Annotated in this window: 9 protein-coding genes; all 9 read left to right on the forward strand. The window is 45.0% G+C overall.

The genetic code is table 11. The features are described 5' to 3' along the window. Nucleotides 1-134 precede the first annotated feature (134 nt). The 9 genes from ACED41_RS02315 to carB all read left to right on the forward strand — a co-directional run bounded on the left by ACED41_RS02315 (nucleotide 135) and on the right by carB (nucleotide 14,049). Nucleotides 135-827, forward strand: a complete 693-nt coding sequence (locus ACED41_RS02315; RefSeq protein WP_017059290.1) for a cell division protein FtsQ/DivIB — start codon at nucleotides 135-137, stop codon at nucleotides 825-827. Continuing rightward, nucleotides 820-2,088, forward strand: coding sequence for a cell division protein FtsA (ftsA, locus tag ACED41_RS02320; protein ID WP_010434747.1), 1,269 nt, complete (start codon nucleotides 820-822; stop codon nucleotides 2,086-2,088). The genes ACED41_RS02315 and ftsA overlap by 8 nt, the downstream gene beginning before the upstream one ends. Before the next feature lie 31 nt (nucleotides 2,089-2,119). Further along, a complete protein-coding gene (gene ftsZ, locus ACED41_RS02325) occupies nucleotides 2,120-3,349 on the forward strand; it encodes a cell division protein FtsZ (protein ID WP_017059291.1) in 1,230 nt (409 codons plus the stop codon). A 96-nt stretch (nucleotides 3,350-3,445) separates the two neighbouring features. Beyond that, on the forward strand, nucleotides 3,446-4,363 hold the full coding sequence (gene lpxC / locus ACED41_RS02330) for a UDP-3-O-acyl-N-acetylglucosamine deacetylase (RefSeq protein WP_010434751.1): 918 nt from the start codon (nucleotides 3,446-3,448) through the stop codon (nucleotides 4,361-4,363). 390 nt (nucleotides 4,364-4,753) lie between these two features. Continuing rightward, entirely contained in the window at nucleotides 4,754-7,480 is a 2,727-nt protein-coding gene (secA, locus tag ACED41_RS02335) for a preprotein translocase subunit SecA (protein ID WP_371724409.1), read from the forward strand. Nucleotides 7,481-7,828: 348 nt separating this feature from the next. After that, nucleotides 7,829-8,227, forward strand: a complete 399-nt coding sequence (gene mutT, locus ACED41_RS02340; protein WP_017062897.1) for an 8-oxo-dGTP diphosphatase MutT — start codon at nucleotides 7,829-7,831, stop codon at nucleotides 8,225-8,227. Nucleotides 8,228-8,319: 92 nt separating this feature from the next. Next, nucleotides 8,320-9,144, forward strand: coding sequence for a 4-hydroxy-tetrahydrodipicolinate reductase (dapB, locus tag ACED41_RS02345; protein WP_020628676.1), 825 nt, complete (start codon nucleotides 8,320-8,322; stop codon nucleotides 9,142-9,144). A gap of 503 nt (nucleotides 9,145-9,647) precedes the next feature. Continuing rightward, complete coding sequence (gene carA / locus ACED41_RS02350; protein WP_010434758.1) at nucleotides 9,648-10,802, forward strand: glutamine-hydrolyzing carbamoyl-phosphate synthase small subunit; 1,155 nt, start codon at nucleotides 9,648-9,650, stop codon at nucleotides 10,800-10,802. A gap of 16 nt (nucleotides 10,803-10,818) precedes the next feature. Next, nucleotides 10,819-14,049 carry a carbamoyl-phosphate synthase large subunit gene (gene carB, locus ACED41_RS02355; RefSeq protein WP_017059294.1) on the forward strand — a complete coding sequence of 1,077 codons (3,231 nt, stop codon included), beginning with the start codon at nucleotides 10,819-10,821 and terminating at the stop codon, nucleotides 14,047-14,049. Nucleotides 14,050-14,092: the final 43 nt, after the last annotated feature.

The raw sequence follows: 14,092 nt of genomic DNA on the forward strand, positions 1-14,092 counted from the left end.
CGAAGATAGGGAATAGAATTGCGAACCAACGACAGGGAATGCGGGCTTTGGTAGAAAGTACTTTTAGCGAAAACCGCCACCTATTCAGTTTACCGTCGCTCAAGAAACACGCCTTAGGCGGGTCTTTTTTTGTCATGGTATTGCTATTCATTGGGTTTCTTTTCTATACCACACTAACTTGGATGTGGGACGATCAGCGATTGCCTCTCTCCAAAATAGTACTTCAAGGCGACTTAACTTACGTAACCGCTGGTGATGTTCAACATGCCTTTAGCGAGCTAGAGCACATTGGAACCTTCATGTCGCAAGACATCGGTGTGTTGCAAGACAGTTTAGAAGCGTTACCTTGGGTTTCAGTGGTCTCCATTCGTAAGCAGTGGCCAGACACAATAAAAGTATTTTTGACTGAGTACCATGCGGCAGCAATCTGGAACGGTAACATGCTGCTGAATGACGATGGTCAGGTGTTTAATGGTGATATCGGCCTGTTGAAGGGCGATAGAGTTAAGCTTTACGGCCCAGACGGCACCAGCCAAGAAGTGATAGAAAAGTGGCGACAGATAACCCCTTTGATTAACAGTCTAGGGTTAACCGTTACCTCTCTCGTTCTCAATGAGCGTCGCGCTTGGCAAATAATCCTAGATAACGGTATCCGTTTAGAACTAGGTAAAGATTCTTTAGATGAGCGTGTTGAACGCTTCATTTCGCTTTACAACGAACTTGGTAGTAAAGCGAATCAAGTGAGCTACATCGACCTCAGGTATGATACGGGAGCCGCTGTAGGCTGGTTTCCAGAGCAAGAGTTAGAAGAGAGCACAGATGACTAAGACCGCAGATGACAACATAATCGTTGGTCTTGATATAGGCACTGCGACCATATCAGCTCTGGTTGGTGAAATATTGCCTGATGGTCAAATCAATATCATTGGTTCTGGGCAAAGCCCATCCAGAGGTATGGATAAAGGTGGTGTAAACGACCTAGAGTCGGTAGTTAAGTCGGTTCAGCGAGCTATTGATCAAGCAGAGTTGATGGCGGAATGCCAAATCAGCAATGTATTTATCTCGCTATCGGGTAAACATATCGCAAGCCGAATTGAAAAAGGCATGGGCACTATCTCTGATGAAGAGGTGTCTCAAGACGATATGGATCGAGCGATCCATACCGCGAAATCAATTAAAATAGGTGATGAGCAGAGAATTCTGCACGTGATCCCACAAGAATTTACCATTGATTATCAAGAAGGGATTAAGAACCCACTTGGCTTATCTGGTGTTCGAATGGAAGTCAGTGTTCACCTAATTTCTTGCCATAGCGACATGGCGAGAAACATTATTAAAGCTGTTGAACGATGTGGTCTCACAGTAGAACAAATCGTGTTTTCAGGACTTGCCTCAAGCAATGCGGTAATTACTGAAGACGAGAGAGAGCTTGGAGTATGTGTTGTCGATATCGGTGCGGGTACAATGGATATTTCCATTTGGACTGGCGGCGCACTTCGACACACAGAAGTCTTTTCCTACGCAGGAAATGCAGTAACCAGTGATATTGCCTTCGCTTTCGGCACGCCAGTGAGCGATGCTGAAGAGATAAAAGTAAACCATGGTTGCGCTCTGAGTGAACTCGTAAGCAAGGATGACTCTGTTAACGTCCCAAGTGTTGGTGGTCGCCCATCGAGAAGTTTGCAACGACAAACTTTGTCGGAAGTGATTGAACCACGTTACACTGAACTTATGGGTCTCGTTAACCAAACTATTGATACGGTTCAATTACAGCTACGAGATGAAGGTATTAAACACCACCTTGCAGCTGGCGTCGTTCTCACTGGTGGAGCGGCACAAATTGACGGATTGGTAGAGTGTGCGGAACGTGTTTTCCGCAATCAAGTTCGAGTTGGTAAGCCGTTAGAAGTTAGTGGCTTAACTGACTATGTTAAAGAGCCGTATCATTCTACGGCGGTTGGTTTACTTCATTACGCAAGAGATTGTCAGATCAGTGATGAAGGTGATTACAGCGAACCTAAGCGTTCAGCACCTTCTATGTCTGGTTTATTTGGCAAATTGCGTAATTGGATACAAAAAGAGTTTTAACCTGAGTTGCAGGAAAAAACGGAGATAACACATGTTTGAACCGATGATGGAAATGTCTGACGATGCAGTAATTAAAGTCGTTGGAGTTGGTGGCGGTGGCGGTAACGCTGTTGAGCACATGGTACGTGAATCAATCGAAGGCGTAGAATTCATCAGTGTTAACACTGATGCACAAGCACTTCGTAAAACAAGCGTGAGCAGCGTGATCCAAATTGGTGGTGATATCACTAAAGGTTTGGGCGCTGGTGCAAACCCACAAGTAGGCCGTGATGCAGCTCTCGAAGATCGAGAAAGAATTAAAGAAGTTCTAACTGGCGCCGATATGGTATTTATCGCAGCTGGTATGGGCGGTGGTACTGGTACAGGTGCTGCTCCAGTTATTGCTGAAGTTGCGAAAGAGTTGGGTGTGCTGACGGTTGCTGTTGTAACTAAGCCATTTAGCTTTGAAGGCAAAAAGCGTTTAGCGTTTGCTGAGCAAGGTATTGAAGAGCTTTCTAAACATGTGGATTCATTAATTACGATTCCAAATGAAAAGCTACTTAAAGTACTTGGCCGCGGCGTAACTCTGCTAGAAGCTTTCGCAAGTGCCAATGATGTACTTAAAAACGCTGTACAAGGTATCGCTGAGCTAATTACTCGCCCTGGTATGATTAACGTCGATTTCGCGGATGTTCGCACCGTAATGTCTGAGATGGGTCATGCAATGATGGGTAGCGGTATCGCAAAAGGTGAAGACCGTGCTGAAGAAGCTGCTGAAACAGCAATTTCTAGCCCACTACTAGAAGACATCGACCTAGCTGGCGCGCGTGGCGTTCTTGTGAACATCACTGCAGGCCTAGATATGCGTCTAGATGAGTTCGAAACAGTAGGTAATACAGTTAAGGCATTCGCATCTGATAATGCAACAGTTGTGATTGGTACTTCTCTAGACCCTGATATGACAGATGAAATCCGCGTAACTGTTGTTGCAACAGGTATCGGCACAGAGAAAAAACCAGACATTACATTAGTTGCTGGTGGTAAAGCTAAGGTTGCACCAACTCCTCAACCACAGGTAGCGGCTCAAACTGCACCAAAAGTGGAAGAGAAAGTGGCACAACCATTGCAAGAAAAAACTGAGGTTAAACCTCAAGTTAAGCCGCAACCAACAACGTCACCTGTTTCTTCAGGTACAGGCGCTAGCCAAAGTGCAGCACCTAAGGCTGAGAAAGAGAGTGGATACTTAGATATTCCAGCATTCTTACGACGTCAGGCTGATTAACAAATACCCAAAATTTGACTATCGTCGAATTAATGGTAAAATTCGCGGTCGGTAAATACTGACCGTGATTTGTAGCACTGATAACGAGGCAAGCAGATGATCAGACAACGTACTCTGAAAGAAATTGTGAAAACAACTGGTGTGGGTCTCCACTCTGGTCGTAAAGTCACACTTACTCTTCGCCCGGCAGCTGCAAATACAGGTATTGTTTATCGTCGTACAGATGTAAATCCACCTGTAGATTTCCCAGCTGATCCAGCGTCAGTTCGTGACACTATGCTATGTACAGCTCTTGTTAATGACGAAGGCGTACGTATCTCTACAGTGGAACACCTTAACGCAGCTTTAGCGGGTATGGGCATCGACAACATTATTGTTGAAGTAGATGCACCTGAGATCCCAATTATGGATGGTAGCGCAAGCCCATTCGTATACTTGCTACAGCAAGCGGGTGTAGAAACACTGAATGCAGCGAAGCGTTTTATTCGTATCAAAAAGCCTATCCGTTTTGAAGATGGCGATAAGTGGGCAGAATTTGTTCCATTTAACGGCTTCCGTATGGACTTTGAGATCGACTTTAACCACCCAGCTATTGAATCTGATGAGCAACGTTTGTTGTTTGATTTCTCTTCACAAGGTTTTGTGAAAGAAATTTCTCGCGCTCGTACTTTCGGCTTCATGCGCGACATTGAGTATCTACAATCTCAAAACCTAGTACTTGGCGGTAGCTTTGATAATGCTATCGTACTGGACGAATACCGAATTCTTAATGAAGAAGGTCTACGTTTTGACAATGAGTTCGTAACTCATAAAGTACTAGACGCGATTGGTGACTTGTACATGTGTGGACACGCTATTATTGGTGAGTTCCGTGCATACAAATCAGGTCACGGCCTAAACAACCAACTACTACGTGCAGTACTTGCTGACGCAGAAGCTTGGGAATGGGCAACATTCGAAGAAGAAGTAGGCTCTCCTGTTGCATTTGCTGAGCCAGGAATGGTTCTAGCGTAATTGTTGTTTACAGCAATATAAGATTTCGAAAACCAGGTCATTGACCTGGTTTTTTTGTATCTATTTTCCAGATACAGTGTCGTCAACATCCGAAAGTTGTCTCCCAATGAGCTGCAGTCTGGCTAATCCATCAGCAATTAGAAAGAAAAGTTCCAAGCACATCAAACAAATGGGGTTATAAATGGTTGTTGGTGTGAAAATTACTTACACTAAAGGGCATTAATTTTAACTCAAGCCTTGAAAACTCTACTCTCAAGTACAATATCAAAGATACTAGATTTATCTCAGTATCCTTGGTTAGTAACTGAAGACTAGTTCATAGCTAGTAGAGACACTGACGGCATTTAAAATAGATCGCGGACGATCTGAGAACGAAGAGATTCCAAGCACATGATTACTAAGCTGCTGACAAAGGTAATTGGCAGTCGCAATGACAGAACACTGCGCCGCCTTAGAAAAATTGTAAAAGAAATTAATAACTTCGAACCAACGTTTGAAGCACTTTCAGACGAAGAACTAAAAGCAAAAACGGTTGAATTTCGTGAGCGCTTAGATAAAGGTGAATCGCTAGACCAACTTCTACCTGAAGCATTTGCTACGGTACGTGAAGCGTCTAAGCGTGTTTACGGCATGCGTCACTTTGACGTGCAAATGATTGGTGGCATGGTTCTAAATGCTGGCCAAATTGCAGAAATGCGTACTGGTGAAGGTAAGACTCTTACAGCAACCCTACCAGCTTATCTTAACGCCCTACCTAGCAAAGGTGTTCACGTAGTAACGGTGAACGACTACCTAGCGAAGCGTGATGCGGAAACAAACCGCCCATTATTTGAATTCCTTGGTATGACTGTTGGCGTAAACGTGCCAAACATGGCTCCACCAGAGAAGAAAGAAGCGTACCAAGCGGATATCCTATACGGAACAAACAACGAGTTTGGCTTCGATTACCTACGTGACAACATGGCTTTCCGTGCTGAAGATCGTGTTCAACGTGAGCGCTTCTTTGCTGTTGTCGATGAGGTTGACTCAATCTTAATCGATGAAGCTCGTACTCCACTTATTATCTCTGGCCCAGCTGAAGATAGTTCAGATCTTTACACGCGTATTAACACGTTGATCCCTAACCTTGAGCGCCAAGATAAAGAAGATTCTGAAGAGTACCGTGGTGAAGGTCACTACACCATGGACGAGAAATCGAAACAGGTTCACCTGACTGAAAACGGTCAAGAATTTGTAGAAGAGCTAATGGTCAAAAACGGCCTGATGGAAGAGGGTGACACGCTTTACTCTCCAACTAATATCAGCCTATTGCACCATGTTAATGCAGCGCTGCGTGCACACGTACTGTTTGAGAAAGACGTCGACTACATCGTTACTGAAGAAGGCGAAGTGGTTATCGTTGATGAACATACTGGTCGTACTATGCCAGGTCGTCGTTGGTCTGAAGGTTTACACCAAGCTGTTGAAGCTAAAGAAGGTGTGAAGATTCAGAATGAAAACCAGACGCTAGCATCGATTACATTCCAGAACTTCTTCCGTCTATACGAAAAACTGTCAGGTATGACAGGTACAGCCGATACAGAAGCTTTCGAATTTCAGTCTATCTACGGCCTAGAAACAGTGGTTATCCCAACCAACAAGCCTATGGTTCGTAACGATATGCCAGATGTGGTTTATCGTACCGAAGAAGACAAGTTCAATGCGATCATTGAAGACATCAAAGACCGTGTAGCTGCTGGTCAGCCATCATTGGTTGGTACGGTTTCTATCGAGAAGTCTGAACTACTGTCTAACGCACTGAAAAAAGCAAAAATTAAGCACAGCGTTCTAAATGCTAAATTCCACGAAATGGAAGCAGAGATCGTTGCACAAGCTGGTATGCCGAGTGCGGTAACTATCGCAACTAACATGGCTGGTCGTGGTACCGATATCGTATTAGGTGGTAGCTGGCAGGCACAAGTTGAGAAGCTAGAGAATCCAACCAAAGAGCAGATCGAGAAGATCAAAGCTGACTGGAGAGTAACCCACGATAAAGTGCTTGAGTCAGGTGGTCTGCACATCATTGGTACTGAGCGTCATGAATCTCGCCGTATCGATAACCAGCTACGTGGTCGTTCTGGTCGTCAAGGTGATGCGGGTTCTTCTCGTTTCTACCTATCAATGGAAGATTCTCTGCTACGTATCTTCACATCGGATCGTATGGCTGGTCTTATCCAAAGTGGTATGGACGAAGGCGAAGCGATCGAATCTAAGATGCTTTCTCGCTCAATTGAAAAAGCACAACGTAAAGTTGAAGGTCGTAACTTCGATATTCGTAAGCAGCTTCTTGAGTACGATGATGTAGCCAATGACCAACGTAAAGTGGTTTATGAGCTTCGTGATGAACTGATGAGCTCTGACGATATCAGCGAGATGATCGAACACAACCGTGAAGATGTATTGGCATCAGTGATTGATGAATACATCGCACCTCAGTCTCTTGAAGATATGTGGGATATCGCGGGTCTGCAAGATCGTCTGAAGAATGACTTCGATCTAGACTTTGATATTCAAGGTTGGTTAGACGAAGACGACAAGCTTTATGAAGAAGCATTGCGTGAGCGTATTCTTGCTATGGCGGTTGATTCGTACAAACAGAAAGAAGAAGTGGTTGGTGCTCAAGTACTGCGTAACTTCGAGAAATCTGTGATGCTACAAACGCTAGACGGCCTTTGGAAAGAGCACTTGGCTGCGATGGATCACCTTCGTCAAGGTATCCACTTACGTGGTTATGCTCAGAAGAACCCGAAACAAGAGTACAAGCGCGAGTCGTTTGAACTGTTTGAAGGCCTACTAGATGTACTGAAAACAGACGTTGTTACCATCCTTTCTAAAGTGCGCGTTCAGCAACAAGAAGAAGTTGAAAAGATGGAAGCTCAACGTCAAGCTCAAGCTGAAGAAGCGGCGCGTCGTGCACAAGCGCAACATGCAACAGCTGAAAACCAGCTAGCTGACGATGAAGCTGAAGCGGCATCTCCACAAACGGTAGTGCGTGACGAGCGTAAAGTTGGCCGTAACGAGCCATGCCCATGTGGTAGCGGTAAGAAGTACAAGCAGTGTCACGGTAAAATCGCGTAAGTTTAATGAATCGTTGCTGTAGCGCATGATAGCTGCGTTGGTGGTACTCACTTACAGTCGTAAGCTCCGTGCCACCGCCTTGCTCTCATACACTACAACTTAGCTTCATAAAACTGACAAATAGAATATAAAGAGTCGCTTAGGCGGCTCTTTTTGTATGTAAATTTCATGGCTTACTTTGTTACGCAAGGAAGTTGTCATTCCCTATAGCGAGGAGTGAGCGTAGTAGGGAATCTTGTTTAGTTAGGCTCGCGTAGTTTTAGATCCCCAACTCAGTCGTTCCTCTTTCTTGAGGATGACGTATTTAGGGACTATGTGAGTTCAGCGTTTTATTAAGGAACACCATCAATGAAAAGAATCCATATCGTAGCGGGTATTATCTTCAATCAAGATAAGTCACAGGTCTTTATCACTAAGCGTCCAGATGACAAGCACAAAGGTGGCTTCTGGGAATTTCCAGGTGGCAAGGTTGAAGAGGGCGAAACTATTGAGCAAGCGATGACTCGCGAGCTTGATGAAGAGGTCGGTATCAAGGTGACCGAGCAGTCTCTGTTTGAGCATCTTGAATTTGATTACACGGATAAGTCACTTAAGTTCGATTTCATTCTCGTGACTGATTTTGAAGAGCAGCCTTATGGTAAAGAAGGTCAGCAAGGTGAATGGGTAAGCCTAGAATCATTGAATCAATACGCCTTCCCAGAGGCAAATGTGCCAATTTTAGAGCGAGTAATAAAAGAGTTTTCGTAATTGCTAGCCTGAGTTTGAGATTGTTGTTAGTTTAAAGAGATTAATCGATTGAACGTTGCTGCAAGAGATAAGTGGCAACGGTAACCAAAACAATGGAGATATTCGCAGTGGTAAGAATTGCAATTGCAGGAGCAGCGGGCCGCATGGGCCGCAACTTGGTGAAAGCCGCTCATCATAATTCAGAAGCAAGTGTTGGAGCTGGTTCAGAGCGTCCAGAGTCATCTTTGGTCGGCGTAGATGTCGGCGAGTTATGCGGTGAAGGTCGTTTTGATGTTGCTTTAGTCGATGATTTGTCTAAAGCCATCGAAGAGTTTGATGTGATTGTCGATTTTACTGCCCCTGTTAGCACATTAGCGAATATTGAACTTTGTAAACGTCACGGTAAAAAACTGATCATCGGTACAACGGGCTTCTCTGAAGAAGAGAAGCAGGTGATTGATGCTGCTTCAAAAGAGATGGCTATCGTAATGGCACCTAACTACAGCGTTGGTGTGAACCTGGTCTTTAAGCTGCTAGAGAAGGCCGCTAAAGTGATGGGCGATTACTGTGATGTCGAGATCGTTGAGGCTCATCACCGTCATAAAGTCGATGCACCGTCAGGTACTGCGATTGGTATGGGCGAAGCTATTGCGGGTGCTATGGGCAACGAGCTGAACGATGTAGCTGTATGGTCACGCGAGGGTATTACTGGCGAGCGCACTAAAGATGAGATTGGTTTCGCGACGATTCGTGCCGGTGACATTATTGGTGAACACACCGCTATGTTTGCTGATATCGGTGAACGAGTGGAAATTACCCATAAAGCCACTGATCGAATGACCTTTGCTAATGGCGCAATCAAGGCCGCGGTTTGGTTAAATGATAAACCAGCAGGCTTTTATACCATGACGGATGTGCTTGGTTTGAATGACCTATAAATAGATATTTATGCGCTGGCAATTGCCGGCGCTTTCTTTATTTGGTGCCTTTTCCTTAGTAATCTCACTTCTCCGATCTTCCTTCTACTTTCTTCTTATCGCCTTTTTGACTCCATTTCTATGCTGTTTATGTGGTCTTTAGTATGTTTTTTGTTTTAGATCTTTAAATTGTCATGTTTTCTCTTGGTATTTATCGATTGCGTTTTGTTGCTGATATTTTTATCACTCTATGGTTGGCTAAAATGAGGAGTGAAAATTAGAAAATCGTAATATTCGAGCTAAATGCGCATGAAAGTTGAACTTTTGGAGCTTTGAGGGGGTAAATTGAATTAGTCCTTACAAATGTTTAATTTCTTTTGAGTTAAATGTTGACACGTATCACGCAGATCACTAAAATACCGCCAATTTGTCTAATTTCCATAAACACGCAGTTTTTGGTGTTGCAGGAAGGTAGATTTGCAAATTAAATCAATTTTAATGCATTTTTATTTCTGGAGGTTGTCTTGAAGAAGTCAGCACTACTCGTCCTAGAAGATGGGACAGTATTTCACGGTGAAGCCATTGGCGCTGTAGGTTCTGCAGTTGGTGAAGTCGTTTTTAATACCTCGATGACGGGGTACCAAGAAATCCTCACTGATCCTTCCTATTCTCAACAAATCGTTACCCTTACTTACCCTCACATTGGCAATACCGGAACCAATTCCGAAGACGAAGAATCTTCTTCAATCCACGCTCAAGGCCTTGTGATTCGCGATCTCCCTCTAATCGCTTCTAACTTCCGTAATGAACAATCCCTTTCTGATTACCTTAAGTCGCAAAACGTTGTTGGTATCGCTGATATTGATACTCGTAAGTTGACGCGTATTCTTCGTGAAAAAGGCGCACAGAACGGTTGTATTGTAGCTGGCTCTTCAGTAAACGACGGAAACCTAGACGAAGCTTTGGCTCTAGCTAAAGCAAAAGAATTCCCTGGCCTGAAAGGTATGGACCTTGCGAAAGAAGTTACAACAAAAGAAGCGTATCAATGGAAACAAGGTTCGTGGACGCTTACGGGTGGACTTCCTGAAGCGAAAGCAGACTCAGAATTGCCATACCACGTTGTTGCTTATGACTTCGGTGCAAAACGAAACATCCTACGAATGCTTGTTGACCGCGGCTGCCGCCTAACGGTTGTTCCTGCTGAGACTTCAGCTGAAGAAGTACTTGCTCTGAACCCAGACGGTGTTTTCCTTTCAAATGGCCCTGGTGACCCAGAACCATGTACTTACGCAATTGAAGCGACAAAAGTGTTCCTAGAAAAAGGCTTACCAATCTTCGGTATCTGTCTAGGTCACCAGATTCTTGCTCTTGCGTCAGGCGCTAAGACAGTGAAGATGAAGTTTGGTCACCACGGCGCAAACCACCCGGTTAAAGATTTAGATCGTGATGTTGTGATGATTACTTCGCAAAACCACGGCTTTGCTGCTGACGAAGAAACCCTTCCAGAGACACTACGTGCAACGCACAAATCACTATTTGATGGTTCTCTACAAGGTATTCACCGTACAGACAAACCAGCATTCAGCTTCCAAGGTCACCCTGAAGCGAGCCCAGGTCCAGAAGACGCAGCGCCGTTATTCGACCACTTTATTGAACTAATCAAACAGCACACAGCGTAATTCGGAGTAGTAGACAATGCCAAAACGTACTGACATTAAAAGTATTCTTATTCTAGGTGCTGGCCCGATCGTTATCGGCCAAGCATGTGAGTTCGATTACTCTGGTGCTCAAGCTTGTAAAGCGCTTCGCGAAGAAGGTTACCGAGTTATTCTTGTAAACTCGAACCCAGCGACAATCATGACTGACCCAGACATGGCAGATGCAACTTACATCGAGCCTATCCAATGGGAAGTTGTGCGTAACATCATCGCTAAAGAGAAGCCTGATGCAGTTCTACCTACTATGGGTGGCCAAACTGCATTGAACTGTGCTCTAGACCTAGAAAAGCACGGCGTTCTTGAAGAGTTCGGTGTTGAAATGATTGGTGCAACGGCTGACGCTATCGATAAAGCAGAAGACCGTTCACGCTTCGATAAAGCAATGAAAGCAATTGGCCTTGAGTGTCCAACTGCTGATACAGCGAAAACGATGGAAGAAGCTTACAAAGTTTTAGACATGGTTGGCTTCCCTTGTATCATTCGTCCATCGTTCACGATGGGTGGTACTGGTGGCGGTATCGCTTACAACAAAGAAGAATTTGAAGAAATCTGTCGTCGTGGTTTGGATCTATCTCCAACTAATGAACTTCTTATCGATGAATCACTTATCGGTTGGAAAGAGTACGAGATGGAAGTGGTTCGTGACAAAAACGACAACTGCATCATCGTATGTGCGATTGAAAACTTCGACCCAATGGGTATTCACACAGGTGACTCAATCACTGTGGCTCCAGCTCAAACGCTGACAGATAAAGAATACCAACTAATGCGTAACGCATCTCTAGCAGTACTGCGTGAGATTGGTGTTGAAACAGGTGGTTCAAACGTACAGTTTGGTATCAACCCGAAAGATGGCCGTATGGTTATCATCGAAATGAACCCACGTGTATCTCGCTCTTCTGCACTAGCATCTAAAGCAACAGGTTTCCCAATCGCTAAGATTGCAGCGAAACTGGCTGTTGGTTTCACGCTAGACGAGCTAATGAATGACATCACTGGCGGCGCAACTCCAGCATCATTCGAACCAACAATCGACTACGTAGTAACTAAGATTCCTCGTTTTAACTTCGAGAAGTTTGCAGGTGCTAACGACCGCCTAACGACGCAAATGAAGTCGGTTGGTGAAGTTATGGCTATCGGCCGTAACCAACAAGAATCTCTACAAAAAGCACTTCGCGGCCTAGAAGTTGGCGCGACTGGTTTTGACGAAATGGTAGACCTAGACGCACCAGATGCTCTAACGACTATCCGTCACGAACTTAAAGAAGCTGGCGCAGAGCGTATTTGGTACATCGCTGACGCATTCCGTGCTGGTATGTCGGTAGATGGTGTATTCAACCTAACGCAAATCGACCGTTGGTTCCTAGTTCAAATCGAAGACATCGTTAAGCTAGAGCAAGAACTTAAAGCGAAAGGCTTTGCTGGTCTAAATAAAGACGAGCTAAACAAGCTTAAGCGTAAAGGTTTTGCTGATGCGCGCCTATCTAAGATTCTAGGTGTGGCGGAAAGCGAAATCCGTCGTCTACGTGACCAATACGATATCCACCCGGTATACAAGCGTGTAGATACGTGTGCAGCTGAGTTCTCTTCAGATACGGCTTACATGTACTCATCTTACGATGACGAGTGTGAAGCAAACCCAACAGACAAAGAAAAAATCATGATTCTAGGCGGCGGTCCAAACCGTATCGGCCAAGGTATTGAATTTGACTACTGTTGTGTACACGCATCACTAGCGCTACGTGAAGATGGCTACGAAACTATCATGGTTAACTGTAACCCTGAGACAGTTTCTACAGACTACGATACGTCTGACCGTCTGTACTTCGAACCAGTAACTCTGGAAGACGTACTAGCAATCGCTCGTGTTGAGAAGCCAAAAGGCGTTATCGTTCAGTACGGTGGTCAAACGCCACTTAAACTGGCACGTGCTCTTGAAGCTGCTGGCGTACCAATCATCGGTACTAGCCCAGACGCAATCGACCGTGCAGAAGACCGTGAGCGTTTCCAAGTTGCTGTAGACCGTCTAGGCCTACTTCAACCAGAAAACGCGACAGTAACAACAATGGAGCAAGCGGTAGAGAAATCTCGTGAAATCGGCTTCCCACTTGTTGTACGTCCTTCTTACGTACTTGGTGGTCGTGCGATGGAAATCGTATACGACGAGCAAGACCTACGTCGCTACTTCAACGAAGCAGTTAGCGTATCAAACGAATCTCCAGTACTACTTGATAGCTTCCTAGATGACGCTGTTGAAGTAGACGTAGATGCGATTTGTGACGGTGAGCGCGTTGTAATCGGCGGTATTATGGAGCACATCGAGCAAGCGGGTGTTCACTCTGGTGACTCAGCATGTTCTCTTCCTGCATACACGCTAAGCCAAGAAATCCAAGACGTAATGCGCGAGCAAGTTGAAAAGCTAGCGTTCGAGTTGGGTGTTCGTGGTCTGATGAACACGCAGTTTGCTGTTAAGAACAATGAAGTGTACCTAATCGAGGTTAACCCTCGTGCAGCACGTACGGTTCCATTCGTATCTAAAGCAACTGGTGCGCCAATCGCTAAGATTGCCGCTCGTGTAATGGCGGGTCAATCTCTAGAGTCTCAAGGCTTTACGAAAGAAATCATCCCACCTTACTACTCAGTGAAAGAAGTTGTACTTCCATTCAACAAGTTCCCTGGTGTTGACCCACTGTTAGGCCCAGAAATGCGCTCTACTGGTGAAGTTATGGGTGTTGGTGCGACGTTCGCAGAAGCATACTCTAAAGCTGAATTGGGTTGTGGTAACATCTACCCAGAAGGCGGTCGTGCACTTCTTTCTGTTCGCGAAGGCGACAAAGAGCGTGTTGTTGACCTAGCATCTAAGCTATCTAAGCTTGGTTACCAGCTAGACGCAACTCACGGTACTGCGGTTATCCTTGGCGAAGCGGGCATCAACCCACGTCTAGTAAACAAGGTACACGAAGGTCGTCCTCACATTCTTGACCGTATCAAGAACAACGAGTACACGTACATCGTGAACACTGCAGCTGGCCGTCAAGCGATTGAAGATTCTAAAGTTCTTCGTCGTGGTGCACTTGCTGAGAAAGTTAACTACACGACTACGCTAAATGCTGCATTCGCGACTTGTATGGCGCACACTGCAGACGCGAAAACGTCAGTAACTTCAGTTCAAGAGCTACACGCTCAGGTTAAAGCTTCTCAAGCTTAATCGCCTAAAGTGTATCGCTGATATGCGGATATAAATGCTCAAA

Origin of the sequence: Vibrio sp. 1F255 (assembly GCF_041439145.1) — a bacterium.
Lineage (GTDB): Bacteria > Pseudomonadota > Gammaproteobacteria > Enterobacterales > Vibrionaceae > Vibrio > Vibrio crassostreae_C.